Origin of the sequence: Pseudomonas sp. JDS28PS106, assembly GCF_036706555.1 — a bacterium.
Lineage (GTDB): Bacteria > Pseudomonadota > Gammaproteobacteria > Pseudomonadales > Pseudomonadaceae > Aquipseudomonas.
This window is the reverse complement of sequence record NZ_JBAJGT010000014.1, coordinates 20,694-47,227: the sequence shown is the minus strand read 5'-3', so window position 1 is coordinate 47,227 and position 26,534 is coordinate 20,694. Positions and strand designations below refer to the sequence as shown.

Below are 26,534 nucleotides of genomic sequence, written 5' to 3'. Positions count from 1 at the left end.
AATCGAGCTAAGCGAGGGCATTGTCAGAAGCGAACGAAACACTGTATAAATAACCAGACCATTCGCCCGGGAGCCGCTCATGCTGGTGCACCTTTCCGTACACAACTACGCCATCGTCGAACACCTCGATCTGGAACTGGACCGAGGCATGACCGTGATCACCGGCGAGACCGGTGCCGGCAAGTCGATCATGCTCGATGCGCTCGGCCTGACCCTGGGCGATCGCGCGGACAGCGGCGTGGTACGCCCCGGCGCGGACAAGGCAGACATCCTGGCGACTTTCGACCTGACGGACATCCCCGAAGCGCAGACCTGGCTCAAGGAGCGCGACCTCGACAAGGACGGCCCGTGCATTCTGCGCCGCGTCATCACCGCCGAAGGTCGCTCCCGTGCCTATATAAACGGTACGCCCTGCCCCCAGGGTGACCTCAAGGCGATTGGCGAACTGCTCATCGATATCCATAGCCAGCACGAGCATCAGTCGCTGCTGAAAACCGATACCCATCGTCGCCTGCTGGATGAATACGCCGGCGCGACCGAACTGGCCCGGCAAGTACAGCTGGCGGCCCAGCGCTGGCGCCAGACCCGCCAGGAGCTGGAGCGGCTTTCCAATTCCGGCGATGAGCAACGCGCGCGCCATCAACTGCTCAGCTACCAGCTTGAAGAACTGGAAAGCCTGAGCCTGGGCGAAAACGAACTCGAACAGCTGGAGCAGGAGCACAAGACCCTGACCAACGCGGAGACCCTGCTGGGCATCTGCCGTCAGGTCGTCGAACAGTGCAGCGAAAGCGATTCGGGCAACGTACTCAACGCGCTGACCGCCAGCCTGAACCGCCTCGGCAGCCTGAACAACTCGCCGACCGCGCTCAGCGAGGCAACCAACCTTCTGGCCAGCGCCCAGATTCAGGTAGAAGAAGCCGTCGGCGAACTGAACCGCTTCCTGGATCATTTCGATGCCGACCCGGCGCGCCTGCAGCAACTGGAAGAGCGTCTGGACACCATCTATACCCTGGCGCGCAAACACCGGATCCAGCCAACCGAAGTCGCCACCCTGCAACAGAAGATCCTGGACGAGATCGAAACGCTCAACGCCAATGACGAGTCCATCGAGCGCCTCGAACATGAGGTTAACGCTTATGCACGGCATTATCAGGAGAAGGCACGGGAGCTGAGCGAGCTGCGCCAGACCTCGTCCATCGAGCTGGCGAAGGCCGTCGAGCAGGAGATTCATCGCCTGGGCATGCCCGGCGGGCGTTTCACCATCGAACTCAAGCCCAATACCGGCACCGATCTGGCACCCCACGGTCTGGAGCAGGTCGAGCTGCTGGTCAGCGCGAACCCGGGCCAGCCGCTGAAGGGATTGGCGAAGGTCGCATCCGGTGGCGAATTGTCACGGATCAGTCTGGCGATTCAGGTCATCACCGCGCAGACCTCTCGCGTTCCGACACTGGTCTTCGACGAAGTGGACGTAGGTATCGGCGGTCCGACCGCGGAAATCGTCGGCCAGTTGCTGCGTCGCCTCGGCGAGCGTGGCCAGGTGATGACGGTGACTCACCTGCCGCAGGTCGCAGCTCAGGGCCACCAGCATCTGTTCGCCCACAAGGTCCGGGGCAGCGACGCTACCCGCACCGCAGTGTCGAAACTGGGCAAGACCGAGCGCGTGGAGGAAGTGGCGCGGATGCTGGGCGGCATCGACCTGACCAAGGAATCGATTGCCCACGCGAAGAAGATGGTCGTCACTGCCAAAAATTGATGGCTATAAATGCACAAAGGCGACCTCTCGGGTCGCCTTTGTCGTTTCTGCTCACGCCTTCTTGTTGCGGACGTAGAGCACCAGGTTGTGATCCACCAGGTCAAAACCGTGTCTTTCAACGATAGCCTTTTGCAGCGTTTCGATCTCTTCGTCAAAGAACTCGATGACGTCGCCGGTCTCAACATTGACCATGTGATCGTGGTGGCCGCCATCAGCCAGTTCGAACACAGCATGGCCACCGTCGAAGTTGTGGCGTACCACCAATCCGGCGGCTTCAAACTGGGTCAGAACGCGGTAGACCGTAGCCAGGCCGACATCTTCGCTAGCCTCCATCAGTGCCTTGTAAACGTCTTCGGCACTCATGTGGCGCTGCTCGGCAGAATCGAGCATTTGAAGAATCTTGACCCTTGGAAGGGTCACTTTGAGTCCTGCTTTACGTAGTTCGCTATTTTCAACCATGGTCAGCTTTCTCGCAGACGCTGCTTCGCAGCTTCTCTTAATGCAGGTATGATCGGGGCTTATGTTGTCCCAGCCAAGATAGTGGAAGTCGCCCACCGATGCAAAACACCAAGCTCTTGCTAACCAGTTTCACCTTCGTGGGACTGCTCGCACTCGCCGGTTGTTCATTCCCCGGGGTTTACAAAATCGACATCCAGCAGGGAAATGTCGTCACACAAGACATGATAGACCAGTTGCGCCCTGGAATGACCCGGCGGCAAGTACGGTTTATCATGGGCAACCCACTGCTCACCGACACTTTCCACACCAATCGGTGGGACTACCTGTACAGCCTGCAGCCGGGTGGCGGCGAGCGCCAGCAGGAACGCGTCAGCCTGATCTTCAACGAAAGCGACCAGCTCGTCAGCCTGTCCGGCGACTTCATGCCCGGCGTGAGCCGAGACGAAGCGATCCTGGGTCGCGGTTCGGACACCACTACTCCGGCCGACACTCAGCAGCAGCCTGAAGAACCCGCAAAACCAGGCTCCCTGCTGGAACGCATCCAGAAGGACGTCGACAGCGTGGAAACCACTCCTGTCCCGACTCAGGAACCCCTGGAAGTCGATCCGCAGTAATCAGCGCTGCAACAAAAAGCCCGGCATGCCGGGCTTTTTTATTGCAAAACGTTCAGCCTGCTCGATTCGACCGAGCCTTGGCTGCCCGCAGACGCCTGGCTTCCTTGGGGTCGGCCAGCAACGGTCGATAGATTTCGATCCGCTCGCCCGCCTCTACCACCCGCGTTTCCGGATCGCGCACAGCCTTTCCAAAAATACCGACCGGGCATTGAGCCAGATCCAGCTCCGGAAACCGAGTGCCAATATCGCTCAGCGTCAGAGCCTGCCGAACAGTAGTGCCGGCGGGAACCTCCAATGCGAGCAGCGCCTGCCGCTCGACTGCCGCGTAGGCGATTTCAATCCGGACGACCGCGTCAGACATGCAGTTCCTTGGCGCGCTGGCAGAAAGCGTCGACCAGGGTATTGGCCGCCTGATTGAACAGCGGTCCCAAGGTCGCGCGAACCAGCTGACCGGCGTAATCGAAGGACAGGTCCAGGCTGATCTTGCAGGCCTTTTCGCCTAGCGGCTTGAACGTCCAGACGCCGTGAAGCTGTTCGAACGGCCCCTCCACCAGGTCCATGATGATGGACTCGCCCGGCACCAGCGCATTGCTGGTCACGAACTTCTGGCTAAGACCGCCCTTGGCGATTTCCAGACCCGCCCGCATATGCGTTTCGTTGGCTTCCAGCACGGTCGCCGACGAGCACCACGGCAGAAACTCCGGATAGCGGGCCACATCGTTGACCAGGTCATAGAGAAACCGGGCCGGGTAAGGCAAAAGTGCCGAGCGTTGAATATGCGTAGTCATTTGAGCGTTATTTCCAAAGCTGAGCGGCAAACACCACAAGAATGCCGAACGGCGCCACATAGCGCATCAAGAAGAACGTCAGATTGAAGAGCAGCGGGCTGCGAATGGACAACTCGTCTCGCACCGCTTCACGCCCCATCACCCAACCGGCGAATACCACAAAACACAGTCCACCCAGCGGCAACATGATGCGCGAGGTGAAGAAATCTACGACTCCGAAGAAGTCGAGGCCATTTGCCGCGCCCCATTGATAGAGGTGGAATCCGGCTGCATCGTTCACGAAAAACTTGGCCTTTTGCCAGATATTGAACGAGAACACAGTGCCCAGACCGACGAACCAGCAGGTAAACGCGAGCCAGAACGTCACCCAGGCGCGGCGTATACCGGTCTTCTCGACCAGATAGGCGACCATGGGTTCGAGCAGCGAAATGGCCGAGCTCCACGCCGCCACTGCGACCAGCACGAAGAACACTACGCCCATCAACTGGCCGAACGCTACGTTGCCGAACGCGAACGGCAGCGTGACGAACATCAGGCCCGGCCCTTCGCTGGGGTTCAGGCCGGCCGCGAACACGATCGGAAACAATGCCAGCCCGGCCAGCAGCGACACGAAGGTATCGAGCAGTGCGATACCGACCACGGTGGTGCTGATCGACGAGCCCTTGGTCATGTACGCGCCGTAGATCATGATCGAGCCGACGCCGACGCTGAGCGAGAAGAACGCATGACCCATGGCGGGCAGCAGTCCTTCGAGCAGCTTGTCGGTGCTGAAGTCGAACATGAAATGCACGCCTTCCATGAAATGCCCGGTGGTCAGGCTGTAGCCCAGCAGAATAACCATGAGCAGGAACAGTAACGGCATCATGATTCGCAAGCTGCGCTCGAGGCCGGCCTCTACACCCTTGGCGATCACGACGGCCGACAGCAGCATAAAGATGGTGTGCCAGAGCGTCAGGCGCCACGGGTTGGCGATCACGCCGCCGAAGTATGCGCCTACCTGATCCGCCGACACGCCCTGGAAATCGCCGCGGCCCATGTCGATGATGTAGTCCAGCGACCAGCCGCCGACAACACTATAGAAAGAAAGAATCAGTAGCGCGGTGATCATCCCGGCGAAGGCGCCCCACGACCAGCGCGGCGAATGCCCGGCCTCGACCGCCAGTGAGCTCAAGGCGTTGGCGGGACTCAACCGGGAGCGGCGGCCGATCAGGGTCTCGGCGATCATCACCGGGATACCGATCAGCGCGATACAGGCCAGGAATACCAGCACGAAGGCACCGCCGCCGTACACGCCGACCATGTAGGGAAACTTCCAGATACTGCCCAGGCCAACGGCCGAGCCGGTGGCCGCCAGAATGAATACCCAGCGACTTGCCCAGCCACCGTGGACCGAGACTTTGTCCGTCGACATTGTAGGAACGCCTGCCAAAAAAAGAGCGCGCATTGTCCGGGATTCACTCATCGTGCTCAAGCGCACGGTTTTCCGTAGCCGACAATGAGGCAACTGCCTATAATGCGCCCCCTATGGCCAAACTCAAAAAGCACCCCACAGGGACCATCGCGCAGAACAAGAAGGCGCGTCACGATTACTTCATCGAACACAAGTTCGAGGCCGGTCTGGTCCTGGCCGGATGGGAAGTAAAAAGCCTGCGTGCCAACAAGGTGCAGCTGGTTGACAGTTATGTGCTGCTCAAGGATGGCGAGGCATGGCTGATGGGCAGTCATATCACGCCACTCAAGACGGCCAGCACACACGTCATCGCTGACCCGACACGCACCCGCAAACTCCTGCTCAACCAGCGCGAGCTCGAAAGGCTCACGTCCTCGGTTCAACAGAAAGGCTACGCCTGCGTTGCCCTTTCCCTGTACTGGAAGCAGCACTTGATCAAGTGCGAAATTGCTCTGGGCAAAGGCAAAAAGGAATACGACAAGCGCCACACCGAACGCGAACGCGATTCGGACCGCGAGCTCCAGCGCGCCGTGCGGACCAAGGGCAAGGAAGACTGATTCTAGTCCCTATCGCCAGCAACGAATCGCCAGCAAGCTGGCTCCTACGGGCCGCGTGTTCGTAGGAGCCAGCTTGCTGGCGATCCGTCTTACCGGCCATCCCCGCAACTCAATCCCAACGGAATATCTGTGGTAGGGAGCGAAGCTCGCGACGCGGGCAACGCGATGTGTCAGGCGATTTGCATTGTCCCTATCGCCAGCAAGCTGGCTCCTACGACGGCACAACCCGTGGGAGCCAGCTTGCTGGCGAAGAACGATGACGTGGTTTGCCTGACACTCCGCGTGGTCCGGTTCTGCTGCCGCGTTGCGGCAGATCGTCGGAATGCCGCCCAGAGCAAGCTCGCTCCCACAAGGTCCGTGTACGCCAAAACCCCGTGGGAGCCAGCTTGCTGGCGATTCGTCTTACCGGCCATAACCGCTACATCTGATTACGCCGCTCCGCCCTCGCCGCCCTTTGATCCTGCTGCCGCACCTCTTCCAGCACCTCCTGCACATAATTGATATGGCGGCTGGATATTTCCCGTGCGTCTTCTCCTCGCCCTTCGATAATGGCCAGGTACAACTCTCGATGCTGCTGGATCAACATGTCGCGCGTCTCCGTGCGCTGTCGGTACATGCCGCCGATATTGATCACCACGGCACGCTTGAGCAGGTCGAACAGCCCACGAATCGTATGCAACAACACGGCGTTGTGACTGGCCTCGGCAATCGCCAGATGAAACCCGGCATCCGCCGCGCCCTCTTCCGCACGGCTCACTTCGTCGGCCCGGTCGTAACAGTCCTGCAGGGTTTCGAAGGCTGCCCGCAACCGTCGACGATCCGCCTCGGTCGCCCGAACCGCCGCGTAATATGCGCATGACGCCTCCAGGGTGTGACGAAACTCAAGCAGGTCGCGCTGGGAATCCGGACTGCTCTCCAGCAGATGCAACAGCGGATCGCTGAAGGTCGAGCCGATGTTTTCCACCACATAATTGCCACCGCCCTGCCGACTGACCAGCAGCCCCTTCGCGGTCAACTTCTGGATTGCCTCACGCAGCGACGGGCGCGACACACCGAACTGCTCGGCAAGCGCCCGCTCGGCAGGCAAGCGACCGCCAGACTTGAGCGTGCCCTCCAGAATCATGCGTTCCAGCTGTTCGACGATATCGTCAGACAAACGGCGCTGACGAACCTGATCAAAACCCATTGCTCACACTCCACCGCCCTGACCTGTTGCAGGCCGCGTATTCCGGCGCATTGCGGCGAATCGCGCAGGTCCGATCCGAAGGCAAAACCCCTCCCGGACACACCCGTTCAACGCACGCCCGACGAAAGTCGCGGCTCGACAAATTGACACACTGTCGGCAGGGCCTCTAACCTAGCCGACAGACATTGTAAATTGGTATTACCAATTAGCCAATGCCAGCGTCGGCGACCGTCTTCCGCCCACGCTGCAAGACCGTTCGCCAAAGGGCGGCTTGAGCTGGTGAGCTGTGCGATTTCGACGTCAGTTTCGATAGGACATCCCTGACCGGCATGCCAGATCGAAGTCGCGCTGACACAGACACCGGGCCTAACCAACAACAATTAGGGGCCACATACATGCAGACTTGGCAACAACTCTATACACCTCTGGGCAGCCTGGGCTTATCCGCCGCCGCTGCGCTCATCCCCATCATTTTCTTCTTCCTGGCACTGGCGGTGTTCAGGCTGAAGGGACATATCGCGGGCAGTATCACTCTGGCGCTGTCGGTGCTGGTGGCGATCTTCGCCTTCGGGATGCCTGTCGACAAAGCGCTGGCATCCGCTGTCTATGGGTTTGCCTACGGTCTGTGGCCCATCGCCTGGATCATCGTCGCCGCGGTGTTTCTCTATAAGCTGACGGTGAAGAGCGGGCAGTTCGAAATCATCCGCAGCTCGGTGACCTCCATCACCGACGACCAGCGCCTTCAGGTGTTGTTGATTGCCTTCTGCTTCGGCGCTTTCCTGGAAGGCGCGGCCGGGTTCGGCGCACCGGTGGCGATCACCGCCGCCCTGTTGGTCGGCCTGGGCCTCAATCCGCTGTACGCGGCAGGCCTGTGTCTGATCGCCAACACCGCGCCCGTGGCCTTCGGCGCACTGGGGATTCCGGTCATCGTCGCCGGCCAGGTCTCGGGTATCGACGCCTTCAAGATTGGCGCCATGGCCGGGCGACAGCTGCCATTCCTTTCGGTATTCGTGCCGTTCTGGCTGGTGTTCATGATGGACGGCGTACGCGGCGTAAAGGAAACCTGGCCGGCAGCGCTGGTTGCCGGGACCAGCTTCGGGGTCACCCAGTACCTGACCTCCAACTTCATCGGCCCTGAACTGCCGGACATCACCTCGGCGCTAGTCAGCATCGTGTCGCTGACGCTGTTCCTGCGCGTCTGGCAGCCACAACGCGCGTCCGACACCGACACTGTCGTGGTCAGCGGCGGCTCGGCAGCCATGATAGGCGGCGCACCCGGCGGCTTCAAACAGCCACGCGCGGCGATCAAATCGCCGTACAGCATCGGACAGATCATCAAGGCCTGGTCGCCTTTTCTGATCCTCACCGTCATGGTCACGATCTGGACGCTCAAGCCGTTCAAGGCCATGTTCCTGCCCGGCGGCGCCATGCAGGCCTGGACCTTCAACATTCCGGTGCCTTATCTGGATCAACTGGTCATGAAGACCGCGCCCATCGTCGCCAACGCCACCGCCATGCCGGCGGTGTACAAGTTCGACCTGATCGCCGCTTCGGGCACCGCGATTCTGTTTTCCGCGATCCTGGCGATGCTGGTGCTGCGCATCACGCCGAAAACCGGTCTGACTACTTTCAAGGAGACGTTCATCGAGCTGCGCTGGGCGGTGCTGTCCATCGGCATGGTGCTGGCCTTCGCCTTCGTCATGAATTACTCGGGCATGTCCTCGACCCTGGCGCTGGTGCTGGCCGGTACTGGCGCCGCGTTCCCGTTCTTCTCGCCGTTCCTGGGATGGCTCGGCGTGTTCCTCACCGGCTCGGATACCTCCTCGAACGCGCTGTTTGGCTCGCTGCAGGCGACCACCGCGCATCAGGTCGGCGTCAGTGACACGCTGATGGTGGCCGCAAACTCAACAGGCGGCGTCACCGGCAAGATGATTTCGCCACAGTCCATCGCCGTCGCCTGCGCAGCGACCGGCCTGGTCGGCAAGGAGTCGGACCTGTTCCGCTTCACCCTGAAACACAGCCTGTTCTTCGCCACCATTATCGGCTGCATGACCTACGCCCAGGCGTACTGGTTCACCGGCATGCTGGTGCACTGACGCGAGGTGTCATCTGGCGCCGGCGCAGTCCAGCCGGCGTCAGCCATTCACACCGCTCGGCCTGCCGGGCGGATAACCGGGCCAACCCGGAGAAAGACCTGATGAGTGAGCTTTTCTACAACGCTGTACCCAATGCGACCCGCGTCGCGCCGCCGCGCCGGGCGCCGCGTCAGTATCCTGCCGAGAAACCCCGCGAGGTGTACCTGTTCGGCACCTGCGTGGTGGACCTGTTTTTCCCTGAAGCTGGCATGGATGCGATCCGCTTGCTGGAGCGCGAAGGCATCCGCGTCAATTACCCCCAAGGACAGAGCTGCTGCGGCCAGCCGGCCTACACCTCCGGCTACACCGAACAAGCCCGCGACGTGGCTCGCGCGCAACTGGCGCTGTTCGCCGAAGACTACCCGGTGGTCGTGCCGTCCGGCTCCTGCGCAGGGATGTTTCGCGAACACTATCCGGAGCTGTTCAAGGACGAGCCGGAAAACCTCGAACGCGCCCGCCGGCTTGCCGAGCGCACCTTCGAACTCACCGAGTTCCTGCTGCTGGTGTGCAAGACCCGACTCAACGACCAAGGCCAGCCCACCCGCATTGCCCTGCACACCTCATGCTCGGCACGCCGCGAAATGAACACGCATCTGCACGCCCGCGAACTGCTCGCCCAGTTGGGCAACGTCGAGCGGGTCGATCATGACCATGAAAGCGAATGCTGCGGTTTCGGTGGGACCTTCAGCGTACGCATGCCGGACATTTCCGGCGCGATGGTCGTCGACAAGACCCGCGCCCTGAAGGAAACCGGCGCCGACCAGATCCTCGCAGCCGACTGCGGCTGCCTCATGAACATCAATGGCGCGCTGGAAAAACAGCGGGAGTCGCTGCGCGGTCAGCACCTGGCGAGCTTTTTGTGGCAACGAACCGGAGGTGAGCGATGAACATGCAAACCCGCATTCCGACCCTGGAAATCGAAGCGCCGGACTTCCGCGCCCGAGCGCACAAGGCCTTGGGAGACGCGCAGCTTCGCGGCAACTTCCGCCGCGCCATGGATTCGTTGATGACCAAGCGCGCCGTCGCCTTCAGCGACCCTGAAGAACGCGAAGACCTGCGCTCGCTGGGCAACGCGATCCGCGCCCGCGCCCTGTCGAAACTTCCTGAACTACTGGAAAAGCTGGAGCGCAACCTGACCCGCAATGGCGTCCAGGTGCATTGGGCGGAAACCGTCGACGAAGCCAACGCCATCGTGCTGTCCATCGTCGAAGCGCGCCAGGCTCGCCAGGTCATCAAAGGCAAGTCGATGGTCAGCGAAGAGATGGAAATGAACGACTTCCTCGGCCAGCGCGGCGTCGAGTGCCTGGAAGCCGACATGGGCGAATACATCGTGCAGATGGACCACGAAAAGCCCTCGCACATCATCATGCCCGCCATCCACAAGAACGCCCGGCAAGTGGCCGACCTGTTCCACAACAAACTCGGCGTCGAACACACCACCGACGTCGATCAACTGATCCAGATCGGCCGCCGCGTGCTGCGCCAGAAATTCTTCGAAGCCGACATCGGCGTCTCGGGGGTCAACTTCGCCGTCGCCGAAACCGGCACCCTGCTGCTGGTGGAAAACGAAGGCAACGGGCGCATGGTCACCGGCGTGCCACCGGTGCACATCGCCGTGACCGGCATCGAGAAAGTTGTGGAAAACCTGCGAGACACCGTGCCGCTGCTGTCCCTGCTGACCCGCTCGGCGCTGGGCATCCCCATCACCACCTACGTCAACATGATCTCCAGCCCGCGCAAGCCCCATGAGCTGGACGGCCCCGAAGAAGTCCACCTGGTGCTGCTGGACAATGGCCGCAGCCAGGCTTTCGCCGACAGCGAACTGCGCCAGACCCTCAACTGCATTCGCTGCGGCGCGTGCATGAACCACTGCCCCGTCTACACCCGGGTCGGCGGCCATACCTATGGCGAGGTCTACCCCGGCCCGATCGGCAAAATCATCACCCCGCACATGGCCGGCTTGAGGAAGGTGCCGGACCATCCGAGCGCGTCCTCGCTATGCGGCGCCTGCGGCGAAGTCTGCCCGGTAAAGATTCCGATCCCCGCGCTGCTGCGCAGACTGCGCGAAGAAAACGTCAAGGCACCGGACGCACCCAATCGCGTCATGCGCGACCAAGGCAGCAAGTACTCGCGCAAGGAGCGGCTGATCTGGAACGCCTGGGCGCGGCTCAACACCTCGCCAACCCTGTACCGCGCATTCCTGAGCATGGCGACCCGACTGCGCAACCTGACACCCGGCAATGTCGGCCCCTGGACGCAAAACCACAGCGCCCCCAAGCCCGCCGCCCGCTCCCTGCATGAAATGGCTCGCGAGCACCTGTCCACCCAGCGGGAAGAAAAACCATGAGCGCCAGAGAAAACATCCTCGCCAAGCTGCGCCACAGCCTGCAAGGCACCACGCCCATCGCCGACAACTTCGACGAAGCGCTGGTCACCGAACCGTGGCGCTACGCTGCCGAAGACCGCATCGCCCGACTGCGCACCCTAATGGAAGCGGTCCATACCGAAATCCACCTGTGCACTGAACAGACATGGCCCAGCCGCCTGGCCGAACTGGTCACCGAGCGCCAACTGCCCAGCCTGCTGATCGCGCCGACCACGCCCCATGGCCAGCGAGTCAGCGAGCACTGGTCACAGCATCCGCAACTAGCCCTGCTCAAAGCCTACGACCGCCCCATCGAGGAATGGAAAACCGAACTGTTCGACGACACCCCGGCCAGCTTCACCGCCACCCGCGGCGCCATCGCCGCGACCGGCAGCCTGATCGTCTGGCCGACCCGCGAAGAACCGCGTCTCATGAGCCTGGTGCCGCCCGTGCACTTCGCCCTGCTCAAGGCCAGCGAAATCCACGACAACCTTTATGAAGCCCAACAGGCCCAGAACTGGGCCGCAGGGATGCCGACCAATGCACTGCTGATCTCCGGCCCCTCGAAGACCGCAGACATCGAACAAGTGCTCGCATACGGCGCCCATGGACCGAAAGATCTTCTCGTACTTATCGTCGAGGACGCCTGAGTTCAGAAGCGCATGCCGCGCACTTGGGATATTGCCGACATCCATGCAACATGCACCGAAAACGCCCCGTTTCGGTGCAAATTGCTAGCAAAGTGGCTATTTCACATGATCCAGAAAATAAAATAGAACCCCGGCGTTGCCGGACAGTCCATCTTCATAGGCCCGGGGTGTAGACAGGGCTTTCAACCATCTCGGCAACCGGCCCTGCGCCCTACCGAGTCCACAGGCTATGAGGAGATACACATGAAGCGTACCGCCCTTTCCGGACTTTTCCTGAGCGCCGCACTGCTGGCTTCGCCAGTATTCGCCGCCGACGATCTGTGTGGCAGCAACCTGCAGACCATCAAGGACGCCCAGGTTTCCACCAACGCGAACCTGAGCCCAGAGCTCAAGGAATCGCTGGCCAAGACCGAGCAAGACGCCACCGCCGCCAAAGCCAAGGGCGACGACAAGACTTGCGTGGAACTGACCACCAAAAGCATCACCGAGCTGAAGAACATCGGTTCGGGCAGCGAAGGTGCCAGCAAGTAACCACTTGCCAGGCCAGCCGCCGGGCTGGCCTCACCGATTGACTGGACGGGTCGACGCGCCATGACAAAAGGCGTACACTCCGCCCAGCGACTGCGAAAGCGGTCTCGGGGCCGATTAGGATTCGACGCCGGTGATGAAACTTTAGGTGCATGCCGAGTTGGTAACAGAACTCGTAAATCCACTGTTGCAACTTTCTATAGTTGCCAATGACGAAAAATACGAGGAATCCGCTCTCGCTGCGTAAGCGGCGCTAGCCTTCCTTCTGGTAGCTTCGGCTCCAGCAATCATCAGGGGATGCCTGTAAACCCGAAATGATTGTCATACAGAACAGGATCGTCGCTTAGGACGTTGTGGCCGACGCGACTAAAACTTACACAACTCGCCCAAAGCACCCTGCCCGTCGGGTCGCTGAGGGTTAACTTAATAGACACGGCTAAGCATGTAGTACCGACAGCGGAGTACTGGCGGACGGGGGTTCAAATCCCCCCGGCTCCACCAAATGATGAAGAGAAGACGCCTTAGGGCGTCTTTTTTTGTGCCTGAAACCCAGTAAATACGCGGCTTCCAGTGCTTTTTCGGTCTTTTGAGAGTTTTTGAGTTCCAACCGTTCGGGTATTCCAGGCGGTATTCCACCTCACTCGGTGCTAATCTTTGGAATACCGAATCAGTGCCTGAGGAGAATCTCATGCCTGCTCAAAACCTCCGCCTCTCCGATCGACAGCTCAAGGGAGTCAAACCCGCGTCCTAGGATTACGTCCTCACTGACTGCGACGGTTTGCAGCTCCGCATACGCAGCAACGGCTCGTTGCTGTGGAATTTCAACTACCGCGAACCGGTGACCAAAAAGCGCATCAACATCGGCTTCGGGACCTATCCCGAACTGTCACTGGCGAACGCACGAAAAAAGGCAGTCGAAGCGCGCGAGCTGCTCGCCCAAGGCATCGATCCGAAGGTGCAGCGCAATACGTTGAATGAAGCCAAGCGCGCAGAAACGGAACACACCTTCGAGAACGTGGCCACCGCCTGGTTCGAGCTCAAAAAAGACTCGGTCACCCCGGCCTACGCCGAGGACATTTGGCGGTCGCTCTCGCTGCATGTATTCCCCGACTTGAGGACGACACCACTGACGAAAATCACCGCGCCGATGGTGATCGCATTGCTTCGACCAATAGAAGCGAAAGGCAGCCTGGAGACGGTCAAACGGCTTAGCCAGCGGCTAAACGAGATCATGACCTACGGTGTAAATTCCGGCCTGATCTTCGCCAACCCGCTCAGCGGGATCAGGGCGGTTTTCAAAAAGCCCAAGAAAGAGAACATGGCTGCGCTTCCACCCGAAGAGCTCCCCGAGCTCATGCTGGAGATCGCGAACGCCAGCATCAAACGCACCACCCGCTGCCTGATCGAATGGCAGTTGCACACGATGACTCGCCCCGCCGAGGCGGCGACTACTCGCTGGGCAGACATCGATTTTAAAAGGCGTGTCTGGACTATCCCTCCGGAGCGGATGAAGAAGCGCCGCCCACACAGCATCCCGTTGAGCGATCACGCTGTCGCACTGCTGGAGTCACTGAAGACTCACAGCGGCCATCGCGAATACGTCTTCCCGGCAGACCGAAACCCACGAACTCATGCCAATAGCCAGTCCGCTAACATGGCGTTGAAACGCATGGGCTTCCAAGATCGTTTGGTCAGCCACGGCATGCGCTCGATGGCCAGCACCATCTTGAATGAACATGGGTGGGACCCGGAGCTTATTGAGGTCGCACTGGCGCACGTCGACAAGGATGAGGTGCGCAGCGCCTACAACCGAGCCGACTACATCGAGCGCCGGCGGCCGATGATGGCTTGGTGGAGCGAGTACATACTAAAGGCGTCGACGGGTAATCTCTCGGCCATCGCGATGAATTTGACCAGGGATCGGAACGTAGTACCGATCCGATAGGGTGGCGACAACGGCGACACTGGCGACATCCTGCGTGGCGCCCACACCCTCGCCGGCTGAGCTGATGGCGACAGTCGCCAACTCGCCTCGCTTTCTGCCTCTCCGGCTAAGCCCGTGAGCACGGGGAGGCTTCGCATCCCCGTGCTCACGGGCTAACACTAGAAAAGCGACGAACGGCCACTTTGCCACTGACTTCCGCCGACATCCAAGGCACGCCATAGCATAAGTCTGGCGCATTTTCGTACGCCCCCCCCAATTGACCCATGCCCCCGAGACCGATAGAACGAAGGTTCAAAGCGCTGCCTTCGGCAGCACCCCAGATGACCAGAGCCTTCAAGGTCATGCCGCTAACACGGTGGTTCACCCCAAGTGCGATTCGCGCCCGGAGGCTCGTACGGTCATTCGCCAGAGTGATGGACGCCCTCTAAACGATCCGTCGAGTGCGGCAACCCGCTAACCCTTAAGTCCTGCAGCAATGAACCTGCTCGGCTAACGTTTTGCGCCAACCGTTCGCCCGTCTCTTTTCCAGAAAAGAGACGGGCGCTTCTAACACTGCTGCAGCCCGCATCGCACAAGGCTTTGCGGCAATCCTCCTCGTGACAATCGGCGTGACAAACGCCGCTGTCACCAGCAACAGCGCTGCAGATGATGGTGCCGCAGACCAAGGAATGGACTGCACCTGACTGACAGTCAGGCATGCCCCGGTCATCGCATTGCTGCGTTCACTCGGCTCAGGATCTTGCGGCACTGGTCTCGTCAGCCAGTGCAGCCTCCACCCGCCCACCGGTAACGGTGCTCAGGAGGCCAGATCATGAGATGCCCTAGCTTCCGGTCGTAAGGAGCCGTCAGTCCCGCGTCAGTGGACACCCTCACAGGTCGCAGGGGCCTTGATCCCTGATAACACTCAGCATTCTTGGCGGGATGACGTGAGGGAGAGATCGGTAACTTCTGGAGGATTGCTATGCAGTTGCGCGAAGTCCAGGGCCCACCACGCCCCTTGCTGGAACAGCAGATAACGCCCCTGCCCTACCCAGCCGCAGCGCTGGGCGACTTACTAGGACCTGCCGTGGACCGCATGGCCGATGTGATCGGCGTACCCTGCGCCATGGCCGCACAGTCCGTTCTGGCCACGGCGGCCCTGGCGAGCCAGGCGCACGCCAATGTCCACCTCGACGGCCGAATCTATCCGTTGTCGCTGTACTTGCTGACAGTAGCTTGCTCGGGTGATCGCAAAAGTGCAGTGGACCACGTAGCTCTGCAGTCTGTACGCGACTGGGAGAGACAGCAGTGGATCGCTTATGGCGAACAGCTCAAGACACACCGCGCTGCAATGAACATCACCGCAAAATCACCGACCTCGAAAAAGTCAGCACAGCTAGCGCTGGACGCCCAACCTGAACCCGTCTAACCGAGACTCCTCAGTGGTGAGCCGACCATTGAGGGCCTGGTCAAAAGCCTGTGCCACGGTTTGCCCAGCATGGGTCTGTTCAGTGATGAAGGCGGCCAGTTTTTGGGCGGCAGCACCATGAGCAAGGACAATATGATCAAAGCGATCACTCATTTTTCGACGCTATGGGACGGCAGCCCGATTGATCGATCGCGCGCGATGGCTGGGGAAAGTCTGCGTGCTTATGATCGCCGCCTCAGCATGCATTTGATGCTTCAACCTCGCCTGGCCGACCGCTTACTTCAAGATGCTGATGTCAAAGACCAAGGCATCTTGGGGCGCTGCCTGATCAGCTGGCCCGAGCGTCTGGTTGGAGAGCGGCTATACAAAGCGGTCGACCTAACACGAGATCCGAAGGTGCGACTGTACCAGCAACGCGTTGCCGCGCTGATGCAGAAGCCCTGGTCACGCCATAACGACGGCGGTCTCAACCCTGCAATCCTGGAGTTGAGCCCTCGTGCCCGTGAGGCCTGGATTGCAATTCACGACACCATTGAATGCGAGTCCGGGGAATTCGGCGAGCTGGTCAACGTGCAAGCTGCTGCGGCAAAGCCGCCGCGAATGTTCTGCGCATGGCTGGCGTGTTGGCAATGGTTGAGGAGTCGACTGTTTTGGAGGAACCGCACATCCAGCGCGCCTCTTCGCTGATGGACTACTACCTGGCCGAGATCCAGCGCCTGACCGAACAGGAACCACTGAATAAGCTCCGGGCAGAGGCCGATTGCCTGCTGCGCTGGCTGATACAGAAGAACTGGCCACCATTCCGCATCCGCGATCTCACCCGTAATGGCCCTCGCTTTGCCCGCAAAAGCACACGACACACCGCCGCGTTGCTGATAGAGCTGATTACTCATCAGTGGTTAAGTAACGTCGGAGACATATTCGAGGTGCGCCATGTTCCGCCTCAATGACGCCGTGCACCGCTACCTGGCACAACACCGGTCGCCGAAGGAGTTGACGTGTTTCGCCGCGACTGTCACCACTTTGTCGCCACGTACCACACCAGGCACGGCGAAGGTTGTCGCCAGTGTCGCCGTTGTCGCCACTCCAACATCTGAGCCCATCGATCTCGCTCGGCTCATCGAGCAGTTGCAAGAAGAAGGGGCTCTGCTGAAACACAACGAAAACGCCCTCCTCATCCGCCCAGCACACTGGAGGCAATTGGACAGTATCAGCCCCCACTGGAAAGCCTTGTTGCTCTTTCTACAAACGACTGCACACGGTGAAGAAGATGGCATTGGTCGGTCGGCGTGACGGCCGTAACTTTGGCTATGGCCGCCAACTGAGCTACGCCGGCCGACAGGCACTGGAGGAACTGTTTGCCGGCGGCCACTTCGCCACTGTCAAAGCGCATGGCGATCGCTGGCAAGCATTCGTGCGCTGGTGCCGGTCAGAGGATGGCCTTTCCACCAAATGATCTTGGGATGAAAGCGATCCGGGACGAAACGCGTGAAGACGTTATCCTTTTGATGCTTGAGCAACCGCTTGAGCAGCTCCACCGAGACGGGCACGGTATGGTCGTAGCGCATCCACAGATCCAGGCGAAGCTTGTTGGCCACGCAATGCCCGACAAGGTCCTGTGTGATATCGGATGCACTGCTGCCATAAGCCACAGCAGCCAATACACCATCCACCTCAACGCCTGCAGGCAGCGCAGGCAGCAGACCCCGTAGTTGTACCCCATTTATTCGGTTGGCGATCAGTTTCAACGGTGAGTCCCTTCGTAACTATTAAGAAATAGCCCAGCCTCCAGAGTGCTATCAAACGATAGTAATTCTCGTGGCTCTTCCCGCTTCGAGCAGAGATTTTAAAGACTGCTTTGTTCTCTCTGCCTCCTCAACACCAATTAGATTCAAGTTGAGGAGATCTGCATGTACTCCTTTCACTACATCGCTCATGAAGCCATGCCCGGCACGGACTGCGCCGGCATCTGTGAGCAAATATCGGTCGTGGAAAAATTGATCGGGAGCTACGACCCACTCCAAACCAACACCCCTCCCGTTAGTGGCAAGATACTCGCGCTGATACACTCGCTGAGGGTCGGCGGTATTGATAGTGCTTACAACGCAAATAGATCTGGCCGATGTTTCTTGCAGCCCCCTAAAAAACTCAAAAAGCGTCTGATTTTCCGCAAGACGAAAGTAAGGATCAATTAATATTATTTCTGTAGAGAGACGCAACAACCCACGCACAGCATCAACGATGGCGACAGCCGTGCGCGGGACCGAAAGCGAAGCCGGCACACTCCATCCTGGAAATCCATTGTTAATAGCATTTATATCAATGGCGCCATTATGGGCCGGCTCTGAAACGGTAAAATCGAACGGGCGTATCTGCGCCTGGTTATCAAGCCAAGATGACCAGCTCTGGCTTTGGACATTCTGCCTATCTGGTGCCAGCAAAAACTCATCCCGTTCTCTAGAGCGAGGCAACTTATTCAAATAATTTTTTATCGACTGTTCGCGAACAGCCGAGAGACCAGCCTGTTTTACAGCTACCATGGCTTCCTGCGCCCATGCTCTTCGATCAGCTGCGAGGTATTTCCCCTTATCAAAACCGAACTGCTGCTTGAGCAATGAATAATATTCAAAGCCACTAAGACAAGAAGGATTAAGAGCTACTTCCTTGTACATTAAAACAACTCCGCATCACGCTCATCGAAAAAACCTCCAGGCCACCTCTGCTCAAAATCGCCGTCTGATGTAACGTCTAACCGCTGCACGACAACACCTTCTGGCGACGGAATAAGATACGTTATCGAAATCTGATCAGGAGTCAGCCCCAAGCTTTCGCCGCTTTCGTGACACTCACGCACACGACGTAGTAACCGCAGGATTATATGTTCGCTGTGTGTCTCTATCAAATAAGAGTGACGATCACAAGTACTAATAAATAGGTCAGCCAGCTCAACCTGAAAGCGCGGATGAATATGCAGCTCAGGCTGTTCGACAGTAATCATTGCCGCAGGGCTATAGTGACTAGCAACAATAATTGGCAAAACCTGAGAAATACCCGTACCCAGCTGACTTGCACTCAGCTTTAGATTAGCGCGCTGATCTACGAACCATAAATGCCGCTTCTGAAGAAGACGACTAACTTCAGGCGCCGATGTGGCCACCCCATCCAGAACCTGATGAAGCGACTCATTAATGAGTGTGTAACCAGTATTCAGCTTATCGGGGTTGGCCAGCCAAAAATTTGCCTCTTTCATCAGAGTGCCGATGTCAGTTTGCCGAATAGGGTCCTGATGCAATAAATCCCATGCAGCCGCCCCATCAACCCAATCCGACTGGGTTGGATGAGCGTTCGGCATGTAGTCTGCATCCGGGACCAAACGCAGGGGCCCAATTTGAATAGTATTTTCCAAACACGCCAGAACCTTATCCAGCGGCAATACAAATGCTTGACTTAACACCTGGCGAACAGTCAGATAATTCAGGTGCTCGTCAGCCTCATCAAATTCTTGACCATATAGATTTGTAATAACCTCCTGCCCTAACGGAGGTATCGCGCCCCATTTGCAATGAAGAGCGATTGGGGAAATTCGATTAACAAAACTTTGCCCTGCTCTTTCCACATTAGCCGGCATAGGCTCCATCTTAGAATTCGGATTTAAATCCGATACAATTCGCTCAAACTCAGTATAAATATCATCTTGCTCATTTAATGGCAGCCCAGAATCCCGGAGATCTTCATGGTCCAAGGGCAGTAATAGCTTATGCCTAGTATTTAATTCAACAATTGCCGTATTATTTTTATCCTCACTAGAGTGAACACACCCAATATAGCTATCATTTATCCAGACACGATACTCACGGACATAGGCCCACTGATAACGCTCAGCCCATGCTATCTCAAGCTCAACAGCGCCATGACTTGTATTTCCACCAAAATCATCCATGAGCACAACGCTGGCTTGAACATGATTAAGCATGTCACTGATTTCTGCGTCGTAATAGCTAAATGGCGTTTTGCCTGACTCAAAATCCAGCCGAATCCGAATACTTCGCTCCGTATCCTGTCCGTAAACCAAAGAGCGAAAACCACCAATAGCTTTGCGACCCAATGCGTCAAGATGCTGGGGATCACAATGCCCGTAACCCAGGATCTGCCGAATATACGCAAGCGCCATAAGAATTGAGCTCTTGCCTACACTATTCGGACCGAACAGCAGAGTAACTGGGGCCAACGTAATCGTCTGCGCCTGTTTAAATGAGCGAAAATTCTCTAGCGTGATACTAGTAATGCGCATTCCGAATTCCCTTTTTCAAGAAGCCGCCCCTAAACGGCTAAAATTGCCACTCAAAATTATTCTGGCTATAACACCTATAAATCACCGGAGAAAGCACTCTGGCTTAGCGAAGAAAAAAGTCGCTCAGCATCTTCAAGCTGAATTTTTAGCTCTCTTAGAAAGCACTCGATCTTTCTAATTTTTTGGGACATAGAAATTTGCACATCAATCGGAGGCAAAGGCACATCTAAACTATTAAGTAAGTCTAAATTGACCCCTGACTGCCCTGCCGTGCGCTCAGAGTTAGAAATTACTGCATCCTGATAAGTTGGAAGCTGAAGCAACCTATAAACAAAATCCTTCGTGACGCCGCTCTTAGGGACAGCCTTCATCAGCGCAACATTATAGGACCCTGAAAGCCCCCTGAGTATTTGAAAAACTGGCGGACCATATCGACCAATCATCACATCATCAACTTCAAATCGACGCCTTGCCAAGTGCGCAGGAATATAGGTTTTAAACTTATCCGTCCTAAAATCTCGAATTTGCACAAGACGGACATAGCCTTCCTTTTCCTCGTACTCAAATGTATCCTTTGGCGGTTGGCTCCCTCCTTTGAAGTCAATAACTTCTGACATTTTATATACAGGCCAACCTTTCGGATTTGTCGCCGGATCACCAAACATGTTGAGAAATATTGCGCGGAGGAAGTCGTCGGCGAGCTGGATGGCTTGCTGGTGTTTGCGACGGACGGCGTCGGCCTTGTCGAGGATGGCGGCGATGCGCTTTTGTTCGGGCAGAGGTGGGAGGGGGATTTCCAAGCCCTTGAGCACATCTAACGTTATGCCCTTAACAGTAGCGCCCTTGCCCTGCTCTTCCAAGAACTGGGCTTTAGACTCTAGAAAGCGGAACAGATAATGGGCCAACAGCCTAGACTGATCTCTAATCTGCAGAGCTTTCAAGTCCTGATTTATCGCCATATCAACTGCATTAATAGCAACCTTCCCAAGAGCCATTCGGGTGGGAACGATGATACTACCTGCAGGAATAACATTCGTTGATGAGCCACTAACAGCCAGCTCAGTTATGTAGTCTTCAGTTCTTTCCAGAATTCCACCCTTGAAATCCTTGACCGATGCCCAAGGAATCGTGCCGCCCCAGAACTCAAGCACGGACTTACTCGGCGTGCCACCACCCTTTACATCAACAAGCTCACCGAGCATTTGCGCAGACCAACTCACAGCATCCCCTCCAGCTCATCCAGATCCGCCAGAATTTCCTGCTCCAGCACTTTTAGGCGTTGCAGTATCACCCTCGGGTCTTCGTACTGTTCCTGCTGGTACTCCACTTCCTTGTAGCGGTTGATGGAGAGATCGTACTTGTTGGCGGCGATATCTTCGGCCGGCACAACGAAGGCTTTTTTGCGCTTGTCGCCGAACAGGGTATTGATGGTGCTGGCGCTGATGGTGCCCTCGACCATCTGCCGGTATTTGTGCCACTGGGCGATGGCGTCGGGCAGGTCGTTGCTGCTCTCGCCTTTCAGCTCGGTGCGCTTGTCGTCCAGCGAGTAGCCGTCGGCTTTCAGGTCATAGAACCACACGCGCTCGGTGGTACCGCCCTTGGTGAAAATCAGGATGGCGGTGCTGACGCCGGCGTAGGGTTTGAACACACCGCTGGGCAGGCTGACGATGCCTTCCAGCTGGTTGTTGTCGAGCAGCTCCTGGCGCAGTTGCTGGTGGGCCTTGCTGGAGCCGAACAGCACACCGTCCGGCACGATCACAGCGGCGCGGCCACCGAGCTTGAGCGAGCGCAGAATATGGGCGACGAACAGCAGCTCAGTCTTTTTGGTTTTCACCAGGCCGAGCACGTCGGGGTTGGTATTGGTTTCGTCCAGGCTGCCTTTGAACGGCGGGTTGGCCAGCACCACGTCGAAGAAGTTCTGCTCCTGACGCGGGTAGTGCTCCTTTATGGATTTGCTCAGGGAGTCCTGGTAGCGGATGTTCGCGCCGTTTACGCCGTGAAGCATCATGTTCATGCTGGAGACGCGCAGCATGGTGGTGTCGAAGTCGAAGCCCCAGAACATCTGGGTATTGATGTGCTGGCGGTAAGGTTCGAGCAGATCGCCGCTGTAGTGCCGGTTGCCATCTTCGTCGGTGAAGGTGCCTTCCTGGCTGGAGTACACGCGGTTGAGGTATTCCATGGTGCGGGCGAGGAAGCCAGCGGTACCGCAGGCCGGGTCGCAGATCACCTCGGTCGGCTGCGGGGCGATCAGCTCGATCATCGCATCGATGATGTGGCGTGGTGTACGGAACTGGCCATTGATGCCAGCGGTGGTGAGCTTGCTCAGCAGGTATTCGTAGATATCACCTTTAACGTCGCTTTGGGTCAGCGGCAAGTCGTTGACCATCTCCACGGCGGACGTCAGCACTGACTCGTTCTTGATCTCCAGGTCAGCGTCCTGCATGTATTCACCGATATGGCCCAGGCCCTCCAGCGTGCTGCCTTCCTCACCCAGACCATCCGCCGCATCGGACTTCTTGCCCAGTTTGGTGAAGTACGGATAGACGTTCTGTTTGAGATGCTTGTGCAACTCCTTGCCACTCAGGTGATGGAAATTCTTCCAACGCAGCAGCTGGCCTTCCGGCGTATTGGGGAACAGGCGGTCGAAAGACTTGCCTGTACGATTGGCCTTACGCTCGGCTACGTCTTCCTGCATGTCGAGCATGCGAGCGAACATCAGGTAGCTGATCTGTTCGATCACGGTCAGCGGGTTGGTGATACCGCCAGTCCAGAATTTTTCCCAGAGCTTGTCGATATCGTTGCGGATTTTGCCGGTAAGCATTTCAAATACTTCTCTTGGTCATAATTCGGGGTTGTTGCTGTGCAATTGCCTACCCTGACGCAACGCCGTAACGGAGTATCCCAGGAGCGCCGAGCCTAGTGCGAGCACTGCAGTGATAGCAATCATATCCTTCGTACAATGGCTGGCTTGCATGGTCACTCCTGATTGCCAGGCGGAGAATTTGTCTCGCGAAGAAATGGCTTAAGCACCGCGACCAATTGATCAACATCTGTCGGCTTAAACACGCCGTCGATTCCGTCATGGGAAATGCTGTTGAACGGTGCGTCGTACAGTGTTTCGATCACAATGCTGCCGTGTTGGGCGATGTAATTCTTCAACAGGTTCATGAAGCGCACCTGCTGAGCTGTGAGGGTTGGATGGGCGTGCAGGAAGCTTTTGAAGTGCTCTTCAATAGCCTGAGAATCCAGACCTATGATCTCGCGCACAGTCACGTGCAGTTGTGCTGCAGTGCGGCCGTAGAACTCATTCAATAGATCCAGACTTACACCCGGATGACTGGTCAGAATGGTCGAGGTCAGGGTCTTCAGGTCCGCCTCGGCAATCGGCTCACCTTTATAAATTTTCTGCAAAAGAGGGTTAGCTGCGAGCATGCCGTCAAGAATACCCTTGAGTCGGCGACGATAAAGCATGGCCTCGTTGGCACCAGTGATGTAAACCCGACGCTCTTCGGCCAGTACGTTGTCGTCCTTAGCCTTGGTAATCGCGGTTCCGTAGCTTGCAGAGCTTCCCGTCTGCCGATATTTCATAACGCCGCGCAGCTCCTTACGGGCGCGCTCGAGCTTGTCGATACTCGGCTGTTGCCAAAAATCGGCACTGCGCACCTCCGCAAGAATCGCATCTTTCTGGCGCACGGCTTGGATGTTCACAGCCAGCTTATCCAGCTCAGCCAGCAGCACAACTTTTCCGTCCTCGAAGCAACTGGCCTGCTCCACCAGACAACGCTGAATACCGGCAACAAGCTTGTCCAGCGCAGTGGCGTGCTTGTCACTCAAAACCCGAGCGGCCATCAGCGGCGCAATGGTGTCACTGAGCAGGTGCTGGGTCTTAGCGTCGAAACGCTTCAGAAGATCGGTCTGCTGCAATTGGTGAACGTTGCGCAACTCACGCCTTACCGCCACACTGGTCTCTGGCAAATCGTTGATATCCGCACGCAGCAATTCAATAGCGGTATCGAAAGCCGCAGCATGATTGAGCCTGAGCGCAACCTGAGCCAATTCAAGGCGAGACTCGAAGGTGGTCTGCAGAAGGGACTTTCCGCCTGTGTCTTCCGGCTCCTGGTACTCCTGCTCGAAGAAGTCGAAGTTTCCGTAGTGATCGAAGATCAGGAACTCTTCCTTGTCCTTGCCACGGCCGAACAGGTTGGGTCGCAGTCGTGTGCCTCGGCCAATCATCTGCCAAAATTTCACCCAAGACTTTACTGGCTTGGCGAAAACGAGATTGACCACTTCTGGCACGTCGATACCTGTGTCCAGCATGTCTACCGAAATGGCAATTCGGAAATCGTTGCCCGGTTTCTTGAATTCCTTGATTAGAGTGTCCACATGCGCAATGCCGTTGTGGATGACCTTGCAGACCTTAGCGCCATATTGCGGGTAGAGCTTACAGAAGAGCTTCTCCAAGTGCTCGGCGTGATCCTGGCGCTGGGCGAAGACGATCGTCTTACCGACCAGAGAGCCAGTTTCATCCTTGATGCCGTTGTTGATCAGGTTTTCCAGAATGATTCGATCTGTATCTTCACTGAAAATCTTGCGGCCAATATCTCTACCGGCAACGGTAGTGCGCTTGGCTTCCTCTTCGCCAAGGTCTTCTTCCAGCTGGTGCTTCTGCTCTTCACTCAGATCCCTGTAATGGATGCCATCACGTAGAAAATCGGTGGTTAGATCCTTGACGCGGAACGGCACCAGATAAGGTGGATCGTTGTTGATAGCTGCGTCCAGCCCGAACTCGAAGGTAGGGTCGGTGGTTTCGCAGTCGAAGATGTCGAAGGTATTACGGCTGATGAACTTCACTGGCGTAGCGGTGAGGCCAACCTGGAGAGCATCAAAGTAATCGAATAGATCGCGGTACTTGTTGTAAATACTGCGGTGACTCTCGTCGGCGATTATCAGGTCGAAAAAACCTACATCGAGTTGGGAAAAGCGGTTCATCATCCCCGGATAGGTAGCGATGTAGATGCGCGCAGTCTGATCCACTTTGTTGGTTTCGCCAATGACGCAGCGCGGTTCACTGGGCAAATTCTGCTTGAACGCGTCGTCAGCCTGAACTCGCAGTTCCTTGCGGTCACAGAGAAACAGCACACGCTTAGCCCAGCTGGTACGTAGCAGCAGTTCAGCCAGGGCAATGGCAACACGAGTCTTGCCTGTACCGGTAGCTTGAATGATCAGAGCCTTGCGACGTTGCTTCTGAAAATGCGCAGCAACGGTCTTGATCGCCTCAATCTGGTAGGGGCGGTCGGCAATTTTCAATTCAGGGTTATGCTGTTCAAGCTCGGCAATACGGTACTGACGCTGGTAGGCCAAGTATTCGAGGCTGCTCTTGCTGTAGAGACCATACACAGGGCGATAGGTGTTGTACTGCTTGTCGTCCCAGACGAAAGTCTCGTAGCCGTTGCTGTAGAAGATTACCGGGCGCCGCATGCCCATGTTCACGAATCCGTCGGCATACATGCGTGCTTGCTCACGCCCTGCCTGCAGGCTGACGTTGCCAGACCGCTTGGCTTCAATAACCGCCAACGGCTGACCGTCGTCACCCCAAAGAACGTAATCGGCACGTCCCTTCCCGGAGGTATTGCCTGGGAAGTCGACCTCCACCTCGCGGCCGACCTGTTCAGGGTTACTGATGTCCCAGCCAGCCTGAAGCAACATGGCGTCAATGAGCAAAGCCCGCGTCTTCGCCTCGTCCCATTGCAGGCTGTCGGCAACCTGCTGGCTCTGCTGCTGTCGCACGTGCAGCTCGGCATCTGCTGGGCGCTCCAGCTTGTCGATGTTACGGGTCCGCTCTTGCTCCAGCTTGTCCATCACGCGCTGGAGCTCTTCCTGCTGCTGATTCAGCTCTTTTTGATAGGTGGCAACAGTCTTTTGCAACGTGGCCAAAGTCGCCGTCGGGTCCTGGACCTCAGCAAACTCAGGAATGTCTGCTTGAGCGGTGCCCTGATATTTCATGGCCATATACATGGCCAGTTGGTAAGCCGTCTTCAGGGCCTGTTGCGCATTACGCAGGTCGCCTTCGCCTCCATGCGCGGTGTCGTTCCCCTGAATACGCAGAAAATTGAGCTGGTAAACCAGCGGCTTGCTTACACAGTCGACAAAGACCGGATCCTTAACCAGCTCGTAAAAGGTGGCCTGCGGCACACGGGGCAGTGTTTCATGCTTATAGATAACCTTGGTCATCTCTTCGGCAAAGCTACGAAGTCGCGTGAGCGCACTGCCCGGGTCGACGTGAAGTACGGCCTCCGCCAAGCCAGCGAGATTTGCCAGCAACTCGTTGCCAGGCCGGAGGAATTCGAAATTGACTGATTTCATATAAGCGATCTTATCCATGTCGGTCTTATAGCGAAGACCATG

At 57.5% G+C, this 26,534-nt stretch carries 20 protein-coding genes, 1 other RNA gene and 3 pseudogenes; 13 read left to right on the top strand and 11 right to left on the bottom strand.

All coding sequences use genetic code 11. The annotated features are described in order from the left end of the window. The first annotated feature begins 79 nt into the window (after positions 1–79). On the top strand, positions 80–1,753 hold the full coding sequence (gene recN / locus TRP66_RS19660; RefSeq protein WP_333406127.1) for a DNA repair protein RecN: 1,674 nt from the start codon (positions 80–82) through the stop codon (positions 1,751–1,753). 51 nt (positions 1,754–1,804) lie between these two features. Here recN and fur read toward each other — a convergent pair whose 3' ends face one another. Further along, positions 1,805–2,212 (bottom strand): ferric iron uptake transcriptional regulator, encoded by a 408-nt coding sequence (fur, locus tag TRP66_RS19655; protein ID WP_333406125.1) that lies wholly within the window; start codon positions 2,210–2,212, stop codon positions 1,805–1,807. Positions 2,213–2,310: 98 nt separating this feature from the next. Between fur and TRP66_RS19650 the strand changes: the two genes are divergently transcribed. Next, positions 2,311–2,826 (top strand): outer membrane protein assembly factor BamE, encoded by a 516-nt coding sequence (locus TRP66_RS19650; RefSeq protein ID WP_333406123.1) that lies wholly within the window; start codon positions 2,311–2,313, stop codon positions 2,824–2,826. Between the two features lie 52 nt (positions 2,827–2,878). Here TRP66_RS19650 and TRP66_RS19645 read toward each other — a convergent pair whose 3' ends face one another. Genes TRP66_RS19645 through TRP66_RS19635 form a run of 3 tightly spaced genes read right to left on the bottom strand, consistent with a single transcriptional unit; the run spans position 2,879 to position 5,025 of the window. Further along, the gene (locus TRP66_RS19645; protein WP_333406121.1) at positions 2,879–3,187 is read right to left on the bottom strand and encodes an RnfH family protein; all 309 of its coding nucleotides are present in this window, start codon (positions 3,185–3,187) and stop codon (positions 2,879–2,881) included. Then, the gene (locus TRP66_RS19640) at positions 3,180–3,614 is read right to left on the bottom strand and encodes a type II toxin-antitoxin system RatA family toxin (protein ID WP_333406119.1); all 435 of its coding nucleotides are present in this window, start codon (positions 3,612–3,614) and stop codon (positions 3,180–3,182) included. The genes TRP66_RS19645 and TRP66_RS19640 overlap by 8 nt, the downstream gene beginning before the upstream one ends. 7 nt (positions 3,615–3,621) lie before the next feature. Next, complete coding sequence (locus tag TRP66_RS19635; RefSeq protein ID WP_333406117.1) at positions 3,622–5,025, bottom strand: sodium-dependent transporter; 1,404 nt, start codon at positions 5,023–5,025, stop codon at positions 3,622–3,624. 113 nt (positions 5,026–5,138) lie between these two features. Between TRP66_RS19635 and smpB the strand changes: the two genes are divergently transcribed. Beyond that, on the top strand, positions 5,139–5,621 hold the full coding sequence (gene smpB / locus TRP66_RS19630; protein WP_333406115.1) for an SsrA-binding protein SmpB: 483 nt from the start codon (positions 5,139–5,141) through the stop codon (positions 5,619–5,621). Between the two features lie 418 nt (positions 5,622–6,039). On the opposite strand, the gene TRP66_RS19625 is transcribed toward smpB, so the two are convergent. Then, the gene (locus TRP66_RS19625) at positions 6,040–6,807 is read right to left on the bottom strand and encodes an FCD domain-containing protein (protein ID WP_333406113.1); all 768 of its coding nucleotides are present in this window, start codon (positions 6,805–6,807) and stop codon (positions 6,040–6,042) included. Positions 6,808–7,202: 395 nt separating this feature from the next. Between TRP66_RS19625 and TRP66_RS19620 the strand changes: the two genes are divergently transcribed. The 10 genes and pseudogenes from TRP66_RS19620 to TRP66_RS19575 form a co-directional block, all read left to right on the top strand. Then, a complete protein-coding gene (locus TRP66_RS19620) occupies positions 7,203–8,903 on the top strand; it encodes a lactate permease LctP family transporter (RefSeq protein ID WP_333406111.1) in 1,701 nt (566 codons plus the stop codon). Positions 8,904–9,004: 101 nt separating this feature from the next. Beyond that, positions 9,005–9,829: a (Fe-S)-binding protein gene (locus TRP66_RS19615; RefSeq protein WP_333406109.1), complete on the top strand. Its 825-nt coding sequence runs from the start codon at positions 9,005–9,007 to the stop codon at positions 9,827–9,829. After that, positions 9,826–11,289 (top strand): LutB/LldF family L-lactate oxidation iron-sulfur protein, encoded by a 1,464-nt coding sequence (locus tag TRP66_RS19610; protein ID WP_333406107.1) that lies wholly within the window; start codon positions 9,826–9,828, stop codon positions 11,287–11,289. The genes TRP66_RS19615 and TRP66_RS19610 overlap by 4 nt, the downstream gene beginning before the upstream one ends. After that, positions 11,286–11,957 (top strand): LutC/YkgG family protein, encoded by a 672-nt coding sequence (locus TRP66_RS19605; RefSeq protein ID WP_333406105.1) that lies wholly within the window; start codon positions 11,286–11,288, stop codon positions 11,955–11,957. The genes TRP66_RS19610 and TRP66_RS19605 overlap by 4 nt, the downstream gene beginning before the upstream one ends. A gap of 243 nt (positions 11,958–12,200) precedes the next feature. Continuing rightward, on the top strand, positions 12,201–12,488 hold the full coding sequence (locus tag TRP66_RS19600) for a hypothetical protein (protein ID WP_333406103.1): 288 nt from the start codon (positions 12,201–12,203) through the stop codon (positions 12,486–12,488). Positions 12,489–12,594: 106 nt separating this feature from the next. Beyond that, positions 12,595–12,986: a transfer-messenger RNA gene (ssrA, locus tag TRP66_RS19595) on the top strand. A gap of 187 nt (positions 12,987–13,173) precedes the next feature. Beyond that, a pseudogene (locus TRP66_RS19590) lies at positions 13,174–14,430 on the top strand (integrase domain-containing protein). Positions 14,431–15,391: 961 nt separating this feature from the next. Then, positions 15,392–16,788, top strand: a pseudogene (locus tag TRP66_RS19585) (YfjI family protein). Continuing rightward, complete coding sequence (locus TRP66_RS19580; RefSeq protein WP_333406101.1) at positions 16,772–17,131, top strand: hypothetical protein; 360 nt, start codon at positions 16,772–16,774, stop codon at positions 17,129–17,131. Before TRP66_RS19585 ends, TRP66_RS19580 begins: the two are co-directional and overlap by 17 nt. Further along, positions 17,109–17,279: pseudogene (locus TRP66_RS19575) on the top strand (integrase domain-containing protein); the annotation flags it as partial. The gene TRP66_RS19580 and the pseudogene TRP66_RS19575, both read left to right, overlap by 23 nt. Here TRP66_RS19575 and TRP66_RS19570 read toward each other — a convergent pair. From TRP66_RS19570 to TRP66_RS19545, 6 genes are all read right to left on the bottom strand, one after another. Then, a complete protein-coding gene (locus TRP66_RS19570; RefSeq protein WP_333406099.1) occupies positions 17,221–17,586 on the bottom strand; it encodes a hypothetical protein in 366 nt (121 codons plus the stop codon). The pseudogene TRP66_RS19575 and the gene TRP66_RS19570 sit on opposite strands and share 59 nt — an antisense overlap. 51 nt (positions 17,587–17,637) lie before the next feature. Beyond that, positions 17,638–18,510, bottom strand: coding sequence for a hypothetical protein (locus TRP66_RS19565; protein WP_333406096.1), 873 nt, complete (start codon positions 18,508–18,510; stop codon positions 17,638–17,640). Beyond that, positions 18,510–20,129, bottom strand: coding sequence for an AAA family ATPase (locus tag TRP66_RS19560; RefSeq protein ID WP_333406094.1), 1,620 nt, complete (start codon positions 20,127–20,129; stop codon positions 18,510–18,512). Before TRP66_RS19560 ends, TRP66_RS19565 begins: the two co-directional genes overlap by 1 nt. Positions 20,130–20,203: 74 nt before the next feature. After that, positions 20,204–21,349 carry a restriction endonuclease subunit S gene (locus TRP66_RS19555; RefSeq protein ID WP_333406092.1) on the bottom strand — a complete coding sequence of 382 codons (1,146 nt, stop codon included), beginning with the start codon at positions 21,347–21,349 and terminating at the stop codon, positions 20,204–20,206. Beyond that, on the bottom strand, positions 21,346–22,950 hold the full coding sequence (locus TRP66_RS19550; protein WP_333406089.1) for a type I restriction-modification system subunit M: 1,605 nt from the start codon (positions 22,948–22,950) through the stop codon (positions 21,346–21,348). The genes TRP66_RS19555 and TRP66_RS19550 overlap by 4 nt, the downstream gene beginning before the upstream one ends. 155 nt (positions 22,951–23,105) lie before the next feature. Further along, the gene (locus TRP66_RS19545) at positions 23,106–26,492 is read right to left on the bottom strand and encodes a type I restriction endonuclease subunit R (RefSeq protein WP_333406338.1); all 3,387 of its coding nucleotides are present in this window, start codon (positions 26,490–26,492) and stop codon (positions 23,106–23,108) included. Positions 26,493–26,534 lie beyond the last annotated feature (42 nt).